The organism is Bacillus sp. REN16, from assembly GCF_020731355.1.
In the GTDB taxonomy this organism is placed as follows: domain Bacteria; phylum Bacillota; class Bacilli; order Bacillales; family Bacillaceae_L; genus Ferdinandcohnia.
In genome coordinates, this window is record NZ_JAJFZK010000015.1 from 1 (window position 1) to 21,763 (window position 21,763).

Annotated in this window: 24 protein-coding genes and 2 other annotated features; all 24 genes read left to right on the forward strand. The window is 39.1% G+C overall.

Translation table 11 applies throughout. The features are described 5' to 3' along the window. Positions 1 to 604 precede the first annotated feature (604 nt). Entirely contained in the window at positions 605 to 1,306 is a 702-nt protein-coding gene (locus LKW28_RS18160) for an MgtC/SapB family protein (RefSeq protein WP_229141863.1), read from the forward strand. Positions 1,307 to 1,486: 180 nt separating this feature from the next. Next, entirely contained in the window at positions 1,487 to 1,948 is a 462-nt protein-coding gene (locus LKW28_RS18165) for a CtsR family transcriptional regulator (protein WP_229141864.1), read from the forward strand. Positions 1,949 to 2,163: 215 nt separating this feature from the next. Continuing rightward, positions 2,164 to 2,709 (forward strand): UvrB/UvrC motif-containing protein, encoded by a 546-nt coding sequence (locus LKW28_RS18170; RefSeq protein ID WP_229141865.1) that lies wholly within the window; start codon positions 2,164 to 2,166, stop codon positions 2,707 to 2,709. 3 nt (positions 2,710 to 2,712) lie between these two features. Further along, positions 2,713 to 3,810, forward strand: a complete 1,098-nt coding sequence (locus LKW28_RS18175; protein WP_229141866.1) for a protein arginine kinase — start codon at positions 2,713 to 2,715, stop codon at positions 3,808 to 3,810. Then, a complete protein-coding gene (gene clpC / locus LKW28_RS18180) occupies positions 3,807 to 6,251 on the forward strand; it encodes an ATP-dependent protease ATP-binding subunit ClpC (protein WP_229141867.1) in 2,445 nt (814 codons plus the stop codon). The genes LKW28_RS18175 and clpC overlap by 4 nt, the downstream gene beginning before the upstream one ends. A gap of 272 nt (positions 6,252 to 6,523) precedes the next feature. Next, on the forward strand, positions 6,524 to 7,894 hold the full coding sequence (radA, locus tag LKW28_RS18185) for a DNA repair protein RadA (protein ID WP_229141868.1): 1,371 nt from the start codon (positions 6,524 to 6,526) through the stop codon (positions 7,892 to 7,894). A gap of 276 nt (positions 7,895 to 8,170) precedes the next feature. Continuing rightward, complete coding sequence (locus tag LKW28_RS18190; RefSeq protein WP_229141869.1) at positions 8,171 to 9,262, forward strand: PIN/TRAM domain-containing protein; 1,092 nt, start codon at positions 8,171 to 8,173, stop codon at positions 9,260 to 9,262. A gap of 12 nt (positions 9,263 to 9,274) precedes the next feature. Further along, positions 9,275 to 9,961, forward strand: coding sequence for a 2-C-methyl-D-erythritol 4-phosphate cytidylyltransferase (ispD, locus tag LKW28_RS18195; protein WP_229141870.1), 687 nt, complete (start codon positions 9,275 to 9,277; stop codon positions 9,959 to 9,961). Positions 9,962 to 10,109: 148 nt separating this feature from the next. Then, positions 10,110 to 10,592 (forward strand): 2-C-methyl-D-erythritol 2,4-cyclodiphosphate synthase, encoded by a 483-nt coding sequence (ispF, locus tag LKW28_RS18200; RefSeq protein WP_229141871.1) that lies wholly within the window; start codon positions 10,110 to 10,112, stop codon positions 10,590 to 10,592. A 43-nt stretch (positions 10,593 to 10,635) separates the two neighbouring features. Further along, the gene (gene gltX / locus LKW28_RS18205; protein WP_229141872.1) at positions 10,636 to 12,093 is read left to right on the forward strand and encodes a glutamate--tRNA ligase; all 1,458 of its coding nucleotides are present in this window, start codon (positions 10,636 to 10,638) and stop codon (positions 12,091 to 12,093) included. Between the two features lie 46 nt (positions 12,094 to 12,139). Further along, positions 12,140 to 12,397, forward strand: a binding site (T-box leader). A 98-nt stretch (positions 12,398 to 12,495) separates the two neighbouring features. Continuing rightward, complete coding sequence (cysE, locus tag LKW28_RS18210) at positions 12,496 to 13,152, forward strand: serine O-acetyltransferase (protein ID WP_267498063.1); 657 nt, start codon at positions 12,496 to 12,498, stop codon at positions 13,150 to 13,152. After that, entirely contained in the window at positions 13,133 to 14,530 is a 1,398-nt protein-coding gene (gene cysS, locus LKW28_RS18215) for a cysteine--tRNA ligase (protein ID WP_229141873.1), read from the forward strand. The genes cysE and cysS overlap by 20 nt, the downstream gene beginning before the upstream one ends. 3 nt (positions 14,531 to 14,533) lie before the next feature. Further along, complete coding sequence (locus LKW28_RS18220; RefSeq protein WP_229141874.1) at positions 14,534 to 14,941, forward strand: Mini-ribonuclease 3; 408 nt, start codon at positions 14,534 to 14,536, stop codon at positions 14,939 to 14,941. 17 nt (positions 14,942 to 14,958) lie between these two features. Next, a complete protein-coding gene (gene rlmB / locus LKW28_RS18225) occupies positions 14,959 to 15,702 on the forward strand; it encodes a 23S rRNA (guanosine(2251)-2'-O)-methyltransferase RlmB (protein ID WP_229141875.1) in 744 nt (247 codons plus the stop codon). Positions 15,703 to 15,707: 5 nt separating this feature from the next. After that, positions 15,708 to 16,217 (forward strand): NYN domain-containing protein, encoded by a 510-nt coding sequence (locus LKW28_RS18230; RefSeq protein WP_229141876.1) that lies wholly within the window; start codon positions 15,708 to 15,710, stop codon positions 16,215 to 16,217. Between the two features lie 127 nt (positions 16,218 to 16,344). After that, complete coding sequence (gene sigH, locus LKW28_RS18235) at positions 16,345 to 16,998, forward strand: RNA polymerase sporulation sigma factor SigH (protein WP_229141877.1); 654 nt, start codon at positions 16,345 to 16,347, stop codon at positions 16,996 to 16,998. A gap of 127 nt (positions 16,999 to 17,125) precedes the next feature. Next, positions 17,126 to 17,272: a 50S ribosomal protein L33 gene (gene rpmG, locus LKW28_RS18240; protein WP_010284985.1), complete on the forward strand. Its 147-nt coding sequence runs from the start codon at positions 17,126 to 17,128 to the stop codon at positions 17,270 to 17,272. Between the two features lie 37 nt (positions 17,273 to 17,309). Next, positions 17,310 to 17,492 (forward strand): preprotein translocase subunit SecE, encoded by a 183-nt coding sequence (gene secE, locus LKW28_RS18245; protein ID WP_116354154.1) that lies wholly within the window; start codon positions 17,310 to 17,312, stop codon positions 17,490 to 17,492. Between the two features lie 155 nt (positions 17,493 to 17,647). Next, complete coding sequence (gene nusG / locus LKW28_RS18250) at positions 17,648 to 18,181, forward strand: transcription termination/antitermination protein NusG (protein WP_229141878.1); 534 nt, start codon at positions 17,648 to 17,650, stop codon at positions 18,179 to 18,181. Between the two features lie 170 nt (positions 18,182 to 18,351). Then, positions 18,352 to 18,777, forward strand: a complete 426-nt coding sequence (gene rplK / locus LKW28_RS18255; RefSeq protein ID WP_229141879.1) for a 50S ribosomal protein L11 — start codon at positions 18,352 to 18,354, stop codon at positions 18,775 to 18,777. A 156-nt stretch (positions 18,778 to 18,933) separates the two neighbouring features. Beyond that, positions 18,934 to 19,623: a 50S ribosomal protein L1 gene (gene rplA, locus LKW28_RS18260; protein ID WP_229141880.1), complete on the forward strand. Its 690-nt coding sequence runs from the start codon at positions 18,934 to 18,936 to the stop codon at positions 19,621 to 19,623. Between the two features lie 62 nt (positions 19,624 to 19,685). Then, positions 19,686 to 19,815: a sequence feature (ribosomal protein L10 leader region), on the forward strand. Between the two features lie 73 nt (positions 19,816 to 19,888). Beyond that, entirely contained in the window at positions 19,889 to 20,389 is a 501-nt protein-coding gene (gene rplJ / locus LKW28_RS18265; RefSeq protein WP_229141881.1) for a 50S ribosomal protein L10, read from the forward strand. A gap of 61 nt (positions 20,390 to 20,450) precedes the next feature. Then, on the forward strand, positions 20,451 to 20,813 hold the full coding sequence (gene rplL, locus LKW28_RS18270) for a 50S ribosomal protein L7/L12 (RefSeq protein ID WP_229141882.1): 363 nt from the start codon (positions 20,451 to 20,453) through the stop codon (positions 20,811 to 20,813). Between the two features lie 107 nt (positions 20,814 to 20,920). Further along, positions 20,921 to 21,526: a class I SAM-dependent methyltransferase gene (locus tag LKW28_RS18275; RefSeq protein ID WP_229141883.1), complete on the forward strand. Its 606-nt coding sequence runs from the start codon at positions 20,921 to 20,923 to the stop codon at positions 21,524 to 21,526. Positions 21,527 to 21,763: the final 237 nt, after the last annotated feature.

Consider the following 21,763-nt stretch of genomic DNA (forward strand, 5'->3'; position numbering starts at 1 on the left):
AGCTCTTCAGCGCCGATGGTAGTTGGGACTTTGTCCCTGTGAGAGTAGGACGTCGCTAGGCACCCAAGAAGATCAGCCATTATGGTTGGTCTTTTTTTGTTATTAAAGATCTGAGCCGGAAAATAAAAGGAAAAAGTTTCGCCTATAAAGTAATTATTATTAAAAAACTCTTAAATTGACGGAGAAATTCCTCCTATTGAGTCGAAAAACACGAAAATAGGGGATTTTGCTTTTAATAGTCGGAAAACCTCCCCTTATTCACTCCGAAATGGGTTCCGTTCCGTATTTATTCGGAAAACCCCCGCATACTATCTCTTTTTATAAAATCAATGAAAATGCAATACGACTGCTACTCCCATATATCCTGTTAAATTTTACACCCCACAAATACTCAATATTTTAAATCAAATTGCTTATGATAAAAATGTCTAAGTTCCTAAGACTGAAATACTATTCTAAAAAAAGGAGTCAGGACAATCATAAACTTTTTAAGGGAATCGTATAATGATAAAACACTTATTTTTTCTCTTTTTAATAAAGGGGATTTTGAATACCTATCGAATACTTTAAGGTACAGGATTTATGAACAGGAGGGGATGTGACAATGGCAGATTTTTTTGCATCGTTCCAGACGCACGAATTTATAACGATGGCGATACGTATTTTTATGGCAGCGTTATTATGTGGATTAGTTGGATTGGAGAGAGAGGTTCATAAACATCCTGCTGGATTCCGTACACATTTACTGGTCGGAGTCGGTTCTTGTTTAATGATGCTCATGTCCATCTTTGGGTTTCAGCCTTACTTGGAGATGAGTACAAATGTCCGCTTTGACCCGGCACGAATTCCTTCATATGTGATTAGCGGGATTGGATTTTTGGGTGCGGGGACCATTTTAGTAAGGGATGCAACGGTTCGTGGATTAACGACGGCAGCATCAATTTGGGTGGTTGCAGGCCTTGGGTTAATCATAGGGCTAGGGATGTATGCTCCGGCTATATTAACAACCATTGTGGTTTTATTGAGCTTGATTTTTCTAAACCGGTTTGAAGAATTCTTTTTTAAATCTCGAAAGCGTAGGGTTGTTCATATCATTATCAATGAGGATATTTCTTCATTTTCAGCCATCTTAAAGTTATTTAAGGATAATGGTTTTAAGGTAAGGGATTTTAATATTAAGTATTCGAAGGATAAATCGGATAATAATTGCCAGTACACGGTTGAGGTGGAAGTGGCAAGTAAAAATGAGCGCTTACGTTTATATGAAGAAATGTCAAAACAGGAAATCGTACAAAAAATTTTTTAATTTGGTGTTTAGATATATACTGGATTTGGAAAGTATAGGATAGTAAAGCCTTGTGAACGGTAAATGATTGCCAATTTCTGCTTTCAATTATAAATGCGAAATAGTTGAAAAATGAGTGCAATCATTTTATATTATAATTATAGTCAAATATAGTCAAAGTCAAGGTGAGGTGTGGTCATAATGAGGAATATATCTGATATCATAGAACATTATTTAAAAAGTGTTCTTGATACAAGTGATCGAGCTATAGTTGAGATTAAAAGAAGTGAGATTGCCGATAAATTTGAATGTGTCCCATCTCAAATCAACTATGTGATAAATACAAGGTTTACCTTAGAACGAGGCTACCTGGTGGAAAGTAAAAGAGGTGGCGGGGGTTACATTCGGATTATGAGAGTAAAATCAAATGACGACTCTCATTTAATTAATCAGCTTGTACGTCTTATTGATAAACGGGTCTCTCAAACAAGTGCGGAGGATGTCATTTTGCGTTTGATTGAAGAGGAAGTCATCTCGAAAAGAGAGGCAAAGATCATGCTGAGTGTAATTGACCGTTCTGTCTTGTTTATAGAGCTTCCACATCGGGATGAATTAAGGGCCAGAATGCTAAAGGCAATGCTTACATCCCTTATGTACAGATAAAAAGTTAATTAATCAGCAGGGTAAAACCCATGCTGAATTAAGTTAAAGCCCCCGGCGGATGCCACGATTTTTTAAAGGGAATCTTCGAGCTTAAGATCAAAGACTAAGAACCGCTACATCCTGATGTCTTCGTCTTTGTGACTCACATCGTGTGGGCCTAAAAAATCGGGCGCAAATACGCCAAGGTGCATTTGATAAAGTAGGAAGGTGTTATCATGATATGCCAAGAATGTAATCAACGCCCTGCGACTTTTCATTTTACAAAGGTTATTAATGGTGAAAAAACAGAAATTCATATTTGTGAACATTGTGTTCAAGAAAAAAGTGAGATGTTCATGTTTCCGGGAACATCTGGGTTTTCAATAGATAACTTATTAGCGGGGCTACTTCAGTTTGAGCCACTTGCAGGTTCAAATCAAAATGCATTTCAAAAAAATGAAGTATTACAATGTGAGAATTGTAAAATGACTTTTCAACAATTTGCAAAGATAGGACGGTTTGGATGTTCACATTGCTATCCAACCTTTGAAAAACAACTTACCCCAATCTTAAAACGTCTGCATAGTGGCAATACACATCACACAGGGAAAATTCCAAAACGAATCGGCGGCTCCTTCCATATTCGGAAAGAGATTGAACAACTAAAGCAAAAAATGCAGGAATATATTTCTTTAGAGGAATTTGAAAAAGCTGCTGATGTTCGTGACCACGTTAGAGCACTCGAAAAAAGGCTGAGTGGTTACACAGAGGGGGAGGTTTAATCAATGTCACTTGAGCATTTTATCAATCAAGCCTTAAGTGCTTGGATGAGTCAAGAAGGTCCTGATTCAGATATTGTCTTGAGTTCACGGATTAGGCTTGCTCGGAATTTGAAAAACGTACCATTTTCAACCGTTAATTCAAATGAGGAGGCCGAGCAAATTGTAGATGTCTTTCAAAAAGGATTTGCGGGGAAGAGTTTCCCCTCAATAGGGGAACTTGAATTATTAAAAATGATGGAACTTCAGCCCAATGAAAAAAGGGTACTTGTTGAAAAGCATTTAATAAGCCCGCATTTAGCCGAAAACTCTACATTTGGAGCTTGTCTATTATCCGAAAATGAAGAAATTAGCATCATGATTAATGAAGAGGACCATATCCGAATACAATGTTTATTCCCAGGGTTGCAATTATCCGAAAGCTTGAAGGTTGCAAATAACTTGGATGACTGGATCGAAGAGCATGTTGATTATGCATTTGATGAAACAAGAGGATATTTAACTAGCTGTCCAACAAATGTGGGAACAGGATTAAGAGCATCTGTAATGATGCATCTCCCAGCACTTATCCTTACCCATCAAATGAGTCGCATAATACCGGCGATTAATCAACTAGGTCTAGTTGTTAGAGGAATTTATGGTGAAGGCAGTGAGGCGTTAGGAAATATTTTTCAAATCTCCAACCAAATCACACTGGGCAAGACAGAAGAAGATATTGTGGAAGATTTAGAGAGTGTAGTTGCGCAATTGATTGCACAAGAGCGCTCTGCACGAGAAGCACTTGTGAAAACTTCCAACATTCAGCTGGAGGACCGTGTTTTTCGTTCCTATGGGGTTTTAGCTAATAGCAGAATCATTGAATCGAAGGAAGCAGCAAAGTGTTTATCAGATGTTCGATTAGGCATTGATCTCGGACTTATAAAAGATATATCGAGAACGATCCTTAATGAACTCATGACATTAACTCAACCGGGATTCTTACAGGTCTATGCAGGTGGGGTATTAAGGCCAAATGAAAGGGATGTCAGAAGGGCGTCTATGATTCGAGAAAGGTTGAAGCTAGAAAAAAATAAGACTACCAACACGGAGGGTGATGGGTTATGATGTTTGGCAGATTTACTGAGCGTGCTCAAAAGGTGTTAGCGTTAGCTCAAGAGGAAGCTGTTCGATTGGGACATAACAATATAGGTACTGAACATGTATTATTAGGTCTTATACGTGAAGGCGAAGGAATCGCTGCAAAGGCCCTTCTTGCACTTGGATTAGGTCCAGAAAAAATTCAAAAAGAGGTAGAAGCTTTAATTGGCCGTGGCCAGGAAGGTTCACAGACCATACATTATACACCGCGTGCTAAAAAAGTCATTGAACTATCAATGGATGAGGCCCGTAAACTTGGTCATTCTTATGTTGGAACTGAGCACATCTTACTTGGATTAATTCGTGAAGGTGAGGGTGTTGCTGCAAGAGTATTAAATAATCTTGGAGTGAGCCTTAATAAAGCTCGTCAACAGGTTCTACAACTGTTGGGAAGCAATGAGTCATCATCAGGGCATCATGGCGGAGGTTCAGCAAATGCAAATACGCCAACACTTGATAGCCTAGCACGAGATCTTACAGCGATTGCTAGAGAAGGCAGCCTTGATCCAGTGATTGGGCGCAGCAAAGAGATTCAACGTGTAATCGAGGTGCTTAGCCGCCGAACAAAAAATAACCCTGTTTTAATTGGGGAACCGGGTGTCGGTAAGACCGCAATCGCTGAAGGATTAGCCCAACAGATCGTCAACAATGAAGTTCCTGAAACGCTTCGTGATAAACGTGTAATGACCCTTGATATGGGGACCGTTGTTGCGGGTACAAAATACCGCGGTGAATTTGAGGATCGTTTGAAAAAGGTAATGGATGAGATTCGCCAAGCAGGCAATATTATTCTATTCATTGATGAACTTCATACATTAATTGGAGCAGGTGGTGCTGAAGGGGCGATAGATGCATCAAATATTTTAAAGCCATCTCTTGCTCGCGGCGAACTGCAATGTATCGGTGCAACCACATTAGATGAGTATAGAAAATACATTGAAAAAGATGCTGCTCTAGAGCGTCGTTTCCAACCAATTCAGGTGGATGAACCGTCTGTTGACGAATCCATTTTAATTTTAAAAGGATTGCGTGACCGTTATGAGGCGCACCATAGAGTATCCATTTCTGATGAATCGATTATACAAGCAGTTAAACTTTCAGACCGGTATATTTCAGACCGCTTTTTACCAGATAAGGCAATTGATTTGATTGATGAGGCAGGTTCAAAGGTTCGTCTTCGTTCATATACGGCTCCACCGAATTTAAAGGAGCTTGAACTAAAGCTTGAAGAGGTTCGCAAGGAAAAGGATGCGGCTGTTCAAAGTCAGGAATTTGAAAAAGCAGCTTCATTACGAGATTCAGAGCAACGCCTTCGTGAACAGTTAGAAGAAACAAAGAAAAACTGGAAGGAAAAACAGGGCCAAGAGAATTCTGAGGTTACGGTTGATGATATCGCAATGGTTGTATCTAGCTGGACTGGGGTGCCAGTATCTAAATTAGCCCAAACAGAAGCAGATAAGCTACTTAACATGGAGGAAATCCTTCATTCACGCGTAATTGGTCAAGAAGAAGCTGTAAAGGCTGTTTCTAAGGCTGTAAGACGTTCACGTGCGGGTTTAAAGGATCCGAAGCGCCCAACAGGCTCATTCATATTCCTAGGGCCAACAGGGGTCGGGAAAACAGAATTAGCACGTGCTTTAGCGGAATCCATTTTTGGTGATGAGGATGCAATGATCCGTGTCGATATGTCGGAGTACATGGAGAAGCACTCCACATCAAGATTAGTCGGTTCACCTCCTGGATATGTTGGCTATGAAGAAGGTGGCCAATTAACCGAAAAGGTTCGCCGTAAGCCATATTCTGTTGTCCTTCTGGATGAAATTGAAAAAGCACACCCTGATGTGTTTAATATTTTACTTCAGGTACTAGAGGATGGACGTTTGACAGACTCTAAGGGTCGTACGGTTGATTTTAGAAATACAATCCTAATCATGACGTCGAACGTTGGAGCTAGTACACTGAAACGAAACAAATATGTCGGCTTTGCGCTTGACGATGAGAAACAAGATTATCGAAACATGAGGGATAAGGTAATGGAAGAGCTAAAGAAAGCATTCCGCCCAGAGTTCCTTAACCGTATTGATGAGACCATCGTCTTCCACTCACTCGAGAAGAAGCATTTAAGAGAAATCGTTACCCTTATGGGAGATCAGTTAACAAAACGTCTGCAAGAGCAAGAATTTGAGCTTGAATTAACAGAAAGCGCGAAAGATCGAATTGCTGAAGAAGGGTATGATCCAGAATACGGGGCACGTCCTTTACGCCGTGCGATTCAGAAGCAAATCGAAGACCGTTTGTCTGAAGAACTATTACGCGGTAATATAGAAAAAGGAAAGAAAATCGTAATGGACTTTAATAACGGTGAATTCGTCATTCACACGGAAGAAACAAAAGAAACAGTGAAATAAAAAAGCATGTAAATGCACATTGTAAGAGAGGTATACATCAATAGTTAACTTTATTCAGGCTTTTGCTGAATAAAGTTAAAGCCTCCGGCGGATGCCACAGATTTTCAAAGGAAACTTTTCGAGCAAAGGATCAAAGACTAAGAACGCCATGTCCTGATGTCTTCGTCTTTGTGACCCACCTCGTGTGGGCCTAAAAAATCTGGGCGCAAATACGCCTTGGCGTATTTGATTTGGTGTATACCTCTTTTTTTATAAAGAAAGGATTAATGACGATGGCAAAAACAAAGACAAAATTCACCTGCCAATCCTGTGGCTATGAATCGCCAAAATGGATGGGAAAATGCCCTGGATGTAGTGCATGGAATTCATTAGTCGAGGAGACTTTGCATAAACCAGCAAGAAAAGGCGCTTTTGCTCATTCAAGTCCCACAGTTCAGCGCAAGCCTTCACCCATCACTTCAATTGAGTCAGAAAATGAACCTAGAATGTTTACAACAAATAAGGAATTTAATCGTGTACTTGGCGGTGGAATCGTTAATGGTTCACTTGTTTTAATTGGTGGCGACCCAGGTATAGGGAAGTCTACGTTATTACTGCAAGTATCCTCACAAATAGCCAAACAAAGCAAAGTTCTATATATTTCCGGGGAAGAATCAGTCAAACAAACAAAACTAAGATCCGATCGTTTAGGGGTTTCTTCTGATCAGTTGTATGTTTTAGCGGAGACTGACCTTGAATTTATTTCCCAGACAATTACCGAGTTAAATCCATCCTTTGTTGTAATTGATTCCATTCAAACGATTTATCACTCTGAAATCACTTCTGCTCCTGGCAGTGTTTCTCAGGTACGAGAATGTACTGCGGAGCTAATGCGAATTGCAAAGACAAACGGGATCGCTATCTTTATTGTGGGCCATGTGACAAAAGAGGGTAATATTGCTGGTCCGCGTTTACTCGAGCATATGGTGGATACCGTTCTGTACTTTGAGGGAGAACGTCATCATACATATCGTATATTACGTGCAGTCAAGAACCGATTTGGTTCAACGAATGAAATGGGTATTTTTGAGATGAAGGAAAGCGGCCTTGAAGAAGTGGCGAACCCTTCGGAGATCTTTCTGGAGGAGCGTTCCGCGGGTGCTGCGGGGTCAACAGTTGTTGCTTCGATGGAAGGTACACGACCCGTTTTAGTCGAAATTCAGGCACTTATATCACCAACTAGTTTTGGTAATCCACGTCGTATGGCAACAGGGATTGACCATAACAGGGTTTCATTATTAATGGCCGTATTGGAAAAAAGGGCAGGCTTCCTTTTGCAAAATCAAGATGCCTATTTGAAGGTCGCAGGTGGAGTAAAACTAGATGAACCCGCGGTTGATTTAGCAGTTGCCTTGAGTATCGCTTCCAGTTTTAAAGATCAATCGACAAATCCAGCAGATATCATTATTGGTGAAGTTGGTTTAACCGGAGAGGTAAGGCGTGTTTCGCGGATTGAGCAGCGAGTCCAGGAAGCAGCAAAACTTGGCTTCAAAAGAGTGATTCTTCCAGAACGAAATTTAGGTGGGTGGACAATTCCAAAGGGAATCGAAGTCATCGGTGTGAGTGATATTAGACAGGCGATTCAACATACATTAGGAAAATAACCAATAATTGCGCGTTAAAAAATCTGGAAAAAATGAAACATTTTTGTTTCTTAATTCGTATAGTATGTGTGAAATAGGTGGGACATCCGTTTTTCTCATACCAATTGAGTAAATAATTATTTTTAAAGAAGCAGTAATAATTTTATAAGCTTTTAAAAATAATATATGAGTAGCGTTTTACACATCTATGTCATTTGCTTTACATTTTTAAAAAGCTATTTATTGCAGGTTTCAATTGTTATAAAGTGTTAATAATGAATAGGAGGAGGTGAAGGAATGTTAAAACGTATTGTGCAGCTCTTTTTTCTAATTGTCGGAGGTATGCTTGGAATTGTCTATCTGCCAGATTTATTAGGGCTGTTAAATATCGACAATATTCCATATCTAAATAATTCTTATACGCTTGCGATCTTAGGTGCTATTATATTATTTATTGTTACTTTTTGGTTAGTAGATTATATCGTAGGTTTAATTAAATGGCTTGAAGAGTCATTGATCAAAGCTCCTGTTACAGATGTTTTATTTGGAAGCTTAGGTTTGATTTCGGGATTAATTGTTGCGTTTTTAATTGTGATTCCATTAGACCGTATTTCATTTTCAGTTGTAAATACAGTGCTTCCTATTTTCATTACCCTGCTTTTAGGATACTTAGGTTTCCAAGTTGGTTTTAAAAAGCGGGATGAGCTTGTGAACTTATTCTCTATTAACCGCGCTGGTAAGAAAAAGAGCTTGGAGGAAGAAGAAGTAAACCAACAAGCGAAAAAACTGAAAATCTTAGATACAAGTGTTATTATTGATGGACGTATTGCGGATATATGCCAAACCGGGTTTCTTGAAGGAATCATTGTCATTCCTCGGTTTGTGCTAGAGGAGCTTCAGCATATAGCTGATTCTTCAGATGTGTTAAAGCGAAACCGCGGTAGAAGAGGTCTAGATATTTTAAATCGAATTCAAAAAGAACTGTCAATCAAGGTTGAAATCTACGAAGGTGATTTTGACGATATTCAAGAGGTTGATAGTAAGTTAGTAAAACTTGCAAAATTAACGATGGGTGTAGTTGTGACAAATGACTTTAACCTGAACAAAGTGTGTGAGCTGCAAAATGTGCCAGTGTTGAATATTAATGATCTTGCAAATGCAGTAAAACCGGTGGTATTACCTGGTGAAGAGTTAAGCGTTCAAGTCATTAAGGATGGAAAAGAGCATAATCAAGGTGTCGCATATTTAGATGATGGTACGATGATTGTTGTCGAAGAAGGTCGTGACTATATTGGAAAACACATTGATGTTCTTGTAACGAGTGTTTTACAAACATCGGCGGGCCGAATGATATTTGCGAAGCCAAAATTACTTGAGAAAGCATTATAAGGGGCGTTACGGGTGAATTATCAGGTTGTCATTCCCGCGGCAGGACAAGGAAAAAGAATGAACGCAGGAAAAAATAAACAATTCATCGAATTGAAATCAATACCAGTTATTATTCATACATTACGAGTTTTTGAACATGACCCTAAGTGTTCAGGAATTATCTTAGTTATTAATAAGGATGAACAACCCATTTTTGAAGAGATGATACAAACATATAAGATCAAAAAGGTTGTTTCTCTCATCCAGGGTGGCAGTGAGCGCCAGTACAGTGTCTATAATGGCTTACAAGCTGTGAAGGCAACAGATATTGTGTTAGTTCATGATGGTGCAAGACCCTTCCTGAAACAAAAACATGTTCATGAGTTAGTGAATGTTGCAGCAGAAAAGGGAGCAGCCGTGCTAGCGGTTCCCGTAAAGGATACAATCAAGCGCGCCTCTCTTGATTTATATGTCGAAGAAACAGTTGAACGTTCTAGCTTGTGGGCCATCCAAACCCCACAAGCTTTTCATGTTTCTATCTTACAAAAGGCACATGAGTTGGCGAAAAGAGAAAATTTTCTAGGTACAGATGAGGCTAGTCTCGTTGAAAGAATCCCAAAACAGGTATATATTGTTAATGGCGATTATTTAAATATCAAACTAACAACACCTGATGACTTAGTTTTTGCGGAAGCAATTTTACAAAACTGGGCAAAATAGAAAAGTGCAAGGTGCCTGTTTATAGGCGACAAGCATAAGACGAGCGCTGACAGAAGGTGCCTTTTACCTTCCGAAGCGATTGGCTTATGACCTCGAGCCTATGGCACCTGGAACTAGACAATAAAAACTATTTAAAAGGGGGAAAACCATGTTTCGTATTGGACAGGGCTTTGATGTTCACCAATTGGTTGAAGGGCGCCCGTTAATTATAGGCGGAATTACGATTCCGTATGAAAAAGGATTACTAGGACATTCAGATGCAGATGTGTTGCTTCACACAGTTTCTGATGCCTGTCTTGGAGCAATTGGCGAAGGAGATATCGGCAAGCATTTTCCGGATACGGACCCAAACTACAAAGATGCTGATTCCGCTAAACTTCAACAGCATGTATGGAATTTAGTGAAAGAAAAGGGCTATAAACTTGGGAATATCGACTGCACGATTATCGCTCAAAAACCTAAAATGGCTCCATATATTGAGCAAATTAGGGAGCGGATTGCCCAATTGCTTGAAGCCGATCCTGCACAGGTAAATGTGAAAGCAACAACAACTGAAAAGCTCGGCTTTACTGGACGCGGTGAGGGAATAGCCGCACAAGTTGCAGTTTTGCTGCAAAAGGCAGATAGCTAATATTATTAAAATATCATTAAGCGTTGTAACGGAGGGTACATTAATGGCAAATAACGTACGTGTGCGCTATGCACCAAGTCCAACAGGACATTTACATATAGGAAATGCAAGAACAGCCCTATTTAATTATTTATATGCAAGAAATCAAAATGGAAAATTCATCATTCGTATTGAAGATACAGACAAAAAACGAAATATTGAAGGCGGCGAAGAAAGCCAACTTAAATATTTAAAATGGCTTGGAATAGATTGGGATGAAGGTCCGGATGTTGGTGGCGAATACGGGCCATACCGTCAATCAGAACGTAATGAGATATATGAAATGCATTATACAGAGCTTCTTGAAAAAGGACTTGCTTATAAATGCTATTGTACGGAAGAAGAGATTTTAAATGAGCGTGAAGAGCAGATGGCACGTGGTGAGACTCCTCATTATTCTGGAAAATGCCGTCACTTAACAAAGGAGCAGCAAGAGGCTTTAGAAGCTGAAGGAAGACAGCCAAGTATTCGGATCATTATTCCTGAAGGAAAAACCTACACGTTTCATGATATGGTAAAAGGCGAAATTTCTTTTGAATCTGAAGGTATGGGCGATTATGTAATCGTGAAAAAGGATGGTACTCCAACTTATAATTTTGCAGTAGCTATTGATGACCATCTAATGGGAATTTCACATGTGCTACGCGGAGAAGATCATATTTCTAATACACCTAAGCAAATGGTCGTGTATGAGGCATTCGGTTGGAAAATTCCAACATTTGGACATATGACACTAATCGTTAGTGAAAACCATAAAAAACTCAGTAAACGTGATGAATCGATTATTCAATTTATTGAACAATATAAAGAGCTTGGTTATTTGCCTGAAACCTTATTTAACTTCATTACGCTATTAGGCTGGTCACCGGTCGGGGAAGAAGAGCTCCATACAAAAGAGGAGTTTATTCAAATTTTTGATTCGGCACGACTATCGAAATCACCGGCTGTATTTGATACCCAAAAACTGACTTGGATGAACAATCAATATATAAAAAATATTGATCTTGATCGCCTAATTGAGCTATCATTGCCACATTTAATTAAAGCAGGTAAATTAAATGAGTCATTAAGCGAAGCTGATAAAGAATGGGCACGCGACTTAATTGCCTTACATCAAGAAAAAATGAGCTATGGAGCGGAAATCGTTGAGCTTACAGACCTTTTCTTTAGGGATGAAGTAACCCTTGAGGACGATGCGAAGGAAGTCTTGGCGGGTGAAACAGTTCCTGAAGTATTGGCAGCCTTTTTACAAGAGGTTGAAAGTCTTGATACTTTCGGTGCGGATGAAATTAAGGCAGCCATTAAAGCTGTTCAAAAAGGTACTGGTCAAAAAGGAAAGAACCTTTTCATGCCAATTCGTGCAGCTGCAACTGGTCAGCTTCATGGTCCTGATCTGCCGCAAGCGATTCACCTTTTAGGAAAAGAAAAAATTATTTCTCGCTTAAAGAGTTTAATTAGTTAACATCTGGCTGAAAATGTAATATAGTATAGTTAATAAAAACGATTATGTTAAAGTGTTGATAAGGAGAGTAAATAAGTGATAGACCTTAAAGTATTTGTGTGTGTCGCAAATACGAGCAGAGAGAACCATCACCGGCTGAAAGTGGTTTAAGGGAAATACTTATTGAAATGCACCTTTGAGCCTTTTATCGAACCAATTAATGAAGTAGATAAAAGCGGCGTCTCACCGTTAAGAGATTAAGTTGAGGTAACGGACTTTTCATTACCTAAACAGAGTGGAACCGCGCGAACGAAGCGTCTCTGTGTTTATACACAGGGGCGCTTTTTGATTTGGCAAAAAGGTAATATCTAGCTTCAGGCGCCTGCGCTTTTCTTATAAGGAGGGTTGATCGTGTTTAGACGAATGAAAGAGGATATCGAGGTTGTATTTGAACAGGACCCAGCAGCAAGAACTCATTTTGAAGTAATGCTGACTTATTCCGGAATACATGCAATTTGGGCCCATCGTGTGGCACATTTTCTTTTTAACCGAAAAATGTTTTTCTTAGCTAGAACAGTCTCGCAAATAAGTCGCTTTTTCACAGGAATTGAAATTCACCCAGGAGCCAAAATTGGTCGCCGTTTCTTTATCGACCATGGGATGGGTGTGGTGATTGGCGAAACATGTGAAATTGGTGATAATGTGACTGTTTTCCAAGGCGTAACACTTGGCGGTACGGGGAAAGAAAAAGGAAAGCGACACCCAACAATTAAGGACAATGCCCTTATTGCAACCGGTGCAAAAGTATTAGGATCGATTACAATTGGAGAAAATTCAAAGGTAGGTGCGGGTTCGGTTGTTCTGCAAGATGTTCCTCCGAATTCGACGGTTGTCGGAATACCAGGTAGAGTAGTGATTCAAGATGGTGTCAAAATAAAAAATAGCAAGGATTTAAATCATCGGGACTTACCAGATCCGGTTTTAGATAAAATCAGAGAACTAGAAAATGAAATAAAAAGCCTAAGAGAAGAAATGCAGCAAAAGGAAGGAGTAAGGGACAATGCCCATTCACATCTATAATACGCTAACACGCAAAAAGGAAGAATTTAAACCTCTTGAAGAAAACAAGGTAAAAATGTATGTGTGCGGTCCAACTGTCTATAACTATATCCATATAGGGAATGCACGCCCTGCTATCGTTTTTGATACGGTTCGTCGCTATTTTGAATTTAGAGGCTATGACGTCCATTATGTATCCAACTTCACGGATGTAGACGACAAATTAATAAAAGCAGCAAACGAATTAGGGGAAGAGGTGCCAGCCATTGCGGAACGTTTTATCCATGCATACCATGAGGACGTGTCTGCGTTAGGCTGCAAAAAGGCAGATGTTCACCCAAGGGTTACCGAAAACATGGATATTATCGTTGAATTTATCCAAGCTTTAATTGATAAAGGATTTGCCTATGAATCAGAAGGTGATGTGTACTATCGTACAAGGGAATTCAAGGAATATGGTAAGCTTTCACACCAATCCATTGATGAGCTTCGCGTTGGTGCAAGAATTGAAGTTGGGGATAAGAAACAGGATGCCCTTGATTTCGTGCTTTGGAAAAGTGCAAAGCCAGGGGAAATTTATTGGGAAAGCCCATGGGGCCAAGGTCGACCAGGCTGGCATATCGAGTGCTCGGCGATGGCTAAAAAATACTTGGGTGAAACAATTGATATTCACGCAGGTGGTCAGGACTTGGCATTCCCGCACCATGAAAATGAAATCGCACAATCAGAAGCCGTAAGCGGAAAAACCTTCGCAAACTATTGGATGCACAATGGCTATATTAATATTGACAATGAAAAAATGTCTAAGTCCCTTGGGAACTTTGTATTGGTTCACGATATTATCAAAGACATTGACCCGCAGGTATTACGCTTTTTCATGCTGTCAGTTCATTATCGACATCCAATTAACTACAGCCTTGATTTACTGGAAAGCACTAAAAATGCGTTGGAACGATTACGTACCTCCTATGCAAATTTGAAGCATCGTATGGAAAGCAGCACTAATCTAACAGATAATGATGCAGAATGGTTAGAAAAAATTACAGGATTTCGCAATGATTTTATCGTTGCGATGGATGATGATTTTAATACAGCGAATGGAATTTCTGTCTTGTTCGAGCTTTCAAAACAAGCGAATTACTATTTGCAGGAAAAAAATACGTCGGAAAAAGTCATTAATGCCTTTCTGCAAGAGTTCGAGGTATTGTTTGATACACTAGGGCTTAGATTAGAGGATGAACAATTACTTGATGAGGAAATCGAAGAACTAATCGAAAAGCGAAACCAAGCACGTAAAGATCGCGACTTTGCTTTATCTGATCAAATCCGAGATCAATTAAAAGCAATGAACATAATTCTCGAAGACACGCCTCAAGGGACAAGATGGAAAAGAGGATAATCAATGACGTTATTATCAGACAATCAAATAGATAGCCATCAATTAAATAGTCTTGCTCTTGCCTATATGGGTGATGCCGTATACGAAATGTATGTGCGGCATTACCTATTACAAAAGGGAGGCGTAAGACCGAACCAGCTTCATAATCAGGCAAAGTATTATGTTTCCGCCAAAGCTCAATCTGCTGTTATTCATAGAATGCTGGATGAAGAGTATTTTTCAGAAGAGGAACGAGCGGTAGTGAGAAGAGGACGCAATGCGAAGAGTGGAACTGTTCCTAAAAATACAGATGTCCAAACATATCGATACAGTACAGCGTTCGAAGCTTTAATCGGTTATCATTTTTTACAGAATAACACAGATAGAATTCATTCTATTATTGAAGAAGCATTTCGTATTATCGAATCTTAAGAAAGGAGGAAAAAGTAATGGCGAGTGATTATATTATTGGGAAAAACCCTGTTATTGAAGCATTAAAATCAGAGCGGGATATTAATAAAATTTGGATAGCAGAGGGCTCGAATCGAGGGCAAATGAACCAGATCACATCTCTTGCAAAAGAAGGAAATGTATTGGTCCAATTTGTTCCGAAAAAGAAGATTGACCAAATGGTTGAAGGGAATCACCAAGGAGTTGTCGCACAGGTAGCGGCGTATGAGTATGCTGAAGTTGATGATATTTTGGCATTAGCCAAAAACCGAGATGAAGCGCCGTTTATCATTCTGTTGGATGAATTAGAGGATCCCCATAATCTCGGTTCAATTCTCCGTACTGCAGACGCAGTTGGGGCACATGGGGTTATCATTCCGAAAAGAAGAGCGGTTGGTTTAACTGCGACTGTTGCAAAGGCTTCAACGGGAGCAATTGAATATATACCAGTTGCCCGTGTAACAAATCTAGCAAGAACGATTGATGAATTAAAGGACCGTGGTGTATGGATTGTTGGAACAGATGCAAAGGGAAAAGAGGATTATCGAAACGTTGATGGTAAAATGCCGATTGGCTTAATCATTGGCAGTGAAGGTAAAGGCATGGGACGTCTTGTGAAAGAAAAATGCGATTTTCTTCTGCGGCTGCCGATGCAAGGTAAAGTTACCTCTTTAAATGCTTCTGTAGCTGCAAGTCTACTTATGTATGAGGTATATCGTAAGCGGAATCCGTTAGGGGAATAAAATAAATGGATATCCTGCTGGTGGATGGCTACAACATAATTGGTGCATGGCCAGAACTACGTCTTCTTAAAACAAAGGACTTTTCGGCAGCGCGTGATTTATTAATCGAAAAGATGGCTGAATATCAGGCGTATACAGGATATAAGGTGATTGTCGTATTTGATGCACACCTCGTACCAGGAATTGAAACAAAAACGAAAAGCCGAAAGATCGAAGTTATTTTTACCCGTGAAAATGAGACGGCTGATGAACGAATCGAAAAGCTTGCCCAACAATTAAGTAATATCAAAACACAAATCCATGTAGCGACCTCCGATTTTACGGAACAATGGCAGATATTTGGACAAGGGGCTTTACGAAAATCTGCGAGGGAATTATTAACCGAGATGGAAGTTGTCGAGTCTGGAATTCAAAAGGATGTCAAGAAAACGTATCAAGAAAAAAGTGTTTCAAAAATTCCACTTTCTGATGAAATTGCTGAAATATTTGAAAAATGGCGCCGCGGACAGCGATGACCGGTTGACGCTTGGAAAAGCACTCCTGTATAATATTCCTAGATAAAGAATTTTATGAACATTACAGATTTCATCGTAATAGTAATTTTGTAGGAAACAACTTCTAAGGTAGGTCGGAGGGATCGGCGTGAGTTCAAGCTTCGATGATTATGGCAACAGGTTATATTATGACCGACTAGAGGATGAGGAAGTCGTGGAATTGGTCCATGCTGGGGAAAGCGAGGCATTGGACTTTCTAATCAATAAGTATAAAAACTTTGTGCGTGCAAAAGCCAGATCATACTTTCTTATTGGGGCAGATCGTGAAGATATTGTACAAGAAGGGATGATTGGTTTATACAAAGCGATTCGTGATTTTAAAGAGGACAAGCTGTCTTCATTTAAAGCGTTTGCGGAACTTTGTATTACACGCCAAATTATTACTGCGATTAAGACGGCAACAAGACAAAAACATATTCCTCTCAACTCTTATGTTTCGTTGGACAAGCCGATATATGATGAAGAATCTGACCGTACATTAATGGATGTGATATCAGGAGCGAAGATTTTGGATCCTGAGGAATTAATCATCAATAGAGAAAAGTTTGATGACATTGAATTAAAAATGGCAGAGCTTTTAAGTGATTTAGAACGGAAGGTATTGTCCTTATATCTAGACGGAAGGTCCTATCAGGAGATATCAGAGGATCTAAACCGACATGTAAAGTCGATTGATAATGCACTTCAGCGGGTAAAACGAAAATTAGAACGGTATTTGGAAATTCAGGAAATCAAATTATAAAACCGAATTTACCCATTATTTACAGATAAGGGCTAGTATTGACATATAAATCAAGCCTGTGTTACATTTTTAAGGAAATTGAGACATTTTTCATAAAATAGTATTCGTAGCATTTGAAGGTGATAAAATGCGAAAAAAGGTAATTTTAGCCTGTGTGGAATGTGGCAGTAGAAATTATTCCACCATGAAGAATAGCACTTCAGCTGAACGACTTGAAATGAAGAAGTTTTGTAAGACTTGCAATTCCCACACGAATCATCGTGAAACGAAATAGATCGCAGACTGTGTTGATAAAGTTGGAGGTTACTTGGATGAAGCGCATAACTAAGTTTTTTCGTGAAGTAGTTCGAGAAATGAAGAAGACAAGCTGGCCAAAGAGAAAGGAACTTACACGTTATACAATTGTTACATTAACAACAGTAATCTTTGTATCTGTGTTTTTTGCCGTGATTGACCTAGGAATTTCCGAATTAATTCGTTTAGTACTTGAATAAACACTGTACAGTCATGGTATAATGATGGATAGAGAATAAAGAATGTTTTCGAAAAAGCCCGGGTACGGGTTTTTTTAATTGCAAAAAAATAGACTGTCAAAATGATATTTAGTTTAAACCCAGTAAAGGGAGGGAAGGACAAGCAGTCCTAACATATGGAAAAGAATTGGTATGTTGTTCATACGTATTCAGGGTATGAAAATAAAGTAAAAACAAATTTAGAAAAACGTGTCGAAACAATGGGCATGCAAGATAAAATCTTCCGCGTTGTTGTACCAGAAGATGAAGAAACTGAAATAAAAAATGGGAAAACAAAGACCGTCAAAAAGAAGGTATTCCCGGGTTATGTGTTAGTTGAGTTAATTATGACGGATGATTCTTGGTATGTTGTCCGTAATACCCCAGGTGTTACAGGTTTCGTAGGCTCAGCGGGTTCAGGTTCAAAACCAACACCGCTTCTGCCGGATGAAGTAACGTTCATACTTAAGAGAATGGGAATGGATGAAAGACCGAAGGAAGTTGATTTTGAACTTAAGGAAACAGTTCGTGTGAAGGAAGGTCCATTTATGAACTTCACTGGTGCAATTGAAGATCTTGATGTTGATAAGCAAAAAGTAAAAGTTCTTGTTAACATGTTCGGCCGTGAAACCCCGGTTGAATTAGACTTTACACAAATTGAAAAAATCTAATTTAGAAAAAACTTGATATTGGAAGCCGAAAGTGGTAATATTGCATAGGTCAGTATGTCTCAAAAGACTAAGACTAGCTATGCTAACGTTCTTTATTGATAGGTAAAGAATAGATGAGTGGGAGGGTATACCCCTATTACCACATCACGGACTTTAAGGAGGTGTGTCTCGTGGCTAAAAAAGTAATTAAAGAGGTTAAATTACAAATTCCAGCGGGTAAAGCAAACCCAGCACCACCAGTTGGACCGGCATTAGGTCAAGCAGGTGTTAACATTATGGGATTCTGTAAAGAGTTCAATGCTCGTACAGCAGAACAAGCTGGTTTAATTATTCCTGTTGTAATCACAGTTTATGAAGATCGTTCATTTACATTTATTACTAAAACTCCTCCTGCTGCAGTTCTTTTAAAGAAAGCGGCTGGTATTGAGTCTGGTTCAGGTGAACCTAACCGTAATAAAGTTGCAACAGTTAAGCGTGATAAAGTACGCGAGATTGCAGAAACAAAAATGCCTGATTTAAATGCGGCAAGCGTTGAATCTGCAATGCGTATGGTAGAAGGTACTGCTCGTAGCATGGGAATTGTTATCGAAGACTAATTCCTGTTTGTTACATGTTTTTAGGGGTTGCGGATGGAACAATCTTTTCGTTCGTTCGCAACCTTTGTTCTGTCCAGCATCAGTATGAATATATTATGCTGCTTGCTTGGCGTGGGAGGTTATTCCGTTAAAACCACAATTGAGGAGGAAATGATAATGGCAAAAAGAGGTAAAAAGTACGTAGAAGCTGCTAAATTAGTAGACCGTACAAAAGCTTACTCGGTTGCAGAAGCAATTGAATTAGTAAAGAAAACAAACACAGCTAAATTTGATGCGACTGTTGAAGTTGCATTCCGTTTAGGAGTTGACCCTAAGAAAGCTGACCAACAAATTCGTGGTGCAGTTGTTCTGCCGAACGGTACTGGTAAAACTCAACGTGTATTAGTTTTCGCTAAAGGCGAAAAAGCAAAAGAAGCTGAAGCTGCTGGTGCTGACTACGTTGGAGATAGCGAATACATCAACAAAATCACACAAGGCTGGTTTGACTTTGATGTAATCGTAGCTACACCTGACATGATGGGTGAAGTTGGTAAGCTTGGTCGTGTTTTAGGACCTAAAGGCTTAATGCCAAACCCTAAAACAGGAACTGTTACATTTGATGTAACAAAAGCAATCAACGAAATCAAAGCAGGTAAAGTTGAATACCGCATTGATAAATCTTCAAACATCCATGTTCCAATTGGTAAAATCTCATTTGACGATCAAAAACTAATTGAGAACTTCGCTACAATTTATGAAACTATGCTTAAGGTTAAACCATCTGCAGCAAAAGGTACTTACATGAAGAACGTTGCTGTATCATCTACAATGGGACCTGGCGTAAAAGTTGACGGCTCTACTTTCTAATTAGAAAATAGTGGATATTGACTTTTACGAAAGCATTTCATATAATAAATTTTGTTGTTAACAAATGAATAGCATTTGTACCGTAGACAGTAGGTGCTTTTTAAAAGCTTAATTTCCTGCCGAGGTGTAGTATATAAACTAAGATCTTACTACCTCTATGTCTGCAAGGCATAGAGGTTTTTTAATCTAGAGTTGTCCATTATGGACAACGACAAACACCGAACGGTTTCAAGTGTCTGAAATTACTCACAGGAGGTGTAGAAGAATGAGTCATGCAGTAGAACAAAAGAAACAAATCGTAACTGAAATTGCAGACAAATTCCGTGCAAGTAAATCGACAGTAGTTGTAGACTACCGCGGACTATCTGTTGCTGAAGTAACAGAACTCCGTAAGCAACTTCGTGAGGCAGGCATTGATTTCAAAGTGTACAAAAACACATTAACTCGCCGTGCTGCAGAACAAGCTGAGCTTGCTGGTTTAAATGATGCATTAACAGGACCGAACGCAATTGCATTCAGTAACGATGATGTAGTTGCTCCTGCTAAAATTCTTAATGACTTTGCGAAAAAGCATGAAGCATTAGAAATTAAAGCAGGTGTTATCGAAGGAAACATCGCAACTCTTGAGGAAGTTAAAGCTCTTGCTGATCTACCATCACGCGAAGGTTTACTTTCTATGTTGCTTAGCGTACTTCAAGCTCCAATCCGTAACCTTGCACTTGCTACTAAGGCAGTTGCAGAGCAAAAGGAAGAGCAAGGCGCTTAATCGCAATACAGACTTACAATTCGAATTACAAATAGGATAATTATTTAAGGAGGATTTTCTAATGACTAAAGAACAAATCATTGAAGCAGTTAAATCTATGACTGTTTTAGAACTTAACGACCTAGTAAAAGCAATTGAAGAAGAATTTGGTGTAACTGCTGCTGCTCCTGTAGCTGTAGCTGCTGGTGGCGCTGCTGAAGCTGCTGCTGAACAAACTGAATTTGATGTTGTATTAGCTGACGCTGGTGCACAAAAAATCAAAGTTATCAAAGTTGTTCGTGAAATCACTGGTCTTGGCTTAAAAGAAGCTAAAGAACTTGTTGACAACACTCCAAAGGCTGTTAAAGAAGGCGTTTCTAAAGAAGAAGCTGAAGAAGTTAAAGCTAAACTTGAAGAAGTTGGAGCTGGCGTAGAAGTTAAGTAATAACGAATGAACGTAAGAAAAAGCTCGCTATGAAAGCGAGCTTTTTTTATCAATTGTGAATGATATGGGTATACTGTTCATATACTCTTATGTTGGGAGATACATAAATGGCTGAACATTACTACACTAGCAAACCCACGGTAGCCAGTAATCAAAAAACATGGACCTTTGTTTTAAAAGGGAATTCGCTTTCTTTTACAAGCGACAGCGGTGTTTTTTCAAAAAACGAGGTCGACTTTGGATCAAGATTACTAGTAGAAGAATTTCGTGCTCCTGAAGTTACAGGTCCATTTTTAGATGTTGGGTGTGGGTATGGTCCAATTGGCCTTGCGCTAGCGAAAGTATATAATGATCGTTCTATTGAAATGATTGATGTCAACGAGCGTGCGATTGAGCTTTCCAAGAAAAACGCAGAAGTGAATAAAATCAGTAATGTAGACATTCATCAAAGTGATTTGTTTTCAAATGTAGAAAATCGAGGTTTTGCTGCGATTATCTCTAATCCGCCAATTCGTGCAGGGAAGAAGGTAGTCCACCAGATTTTAGAAGAGAGTTATCGGTATTTAGTGCCTGGGGGAGAGCTTTGGGTTGTGATCCAAAAGAAACAAGGGGCTCCATCTGCAATTGAGAAGCTAGAATCGGTTTTTGAAAAAGTGGAAATTGTCGAAAGAAAAAAAGGCTATCATATTATTAAAGCCGTAAGAACTTTATAAGAACGACACGGCCTGATGTCTTGTTTTTGTGACCCGCATCGTGTGATCCAAAAAATTTCCTTGACAAAAAGAATAAGCTGTTGACTGGCCAATTCTCGTGTGGTAGCATTATATAATGCCGATATGTAATTTTTCCATGTATAACTAAAAAATTAAATATATGTATAAATATAGTATGTATGGAAAAACTAATAAAATCAATAGTTCGTTTTTGAAAGTGTGGTTTTCTTAGTAGAA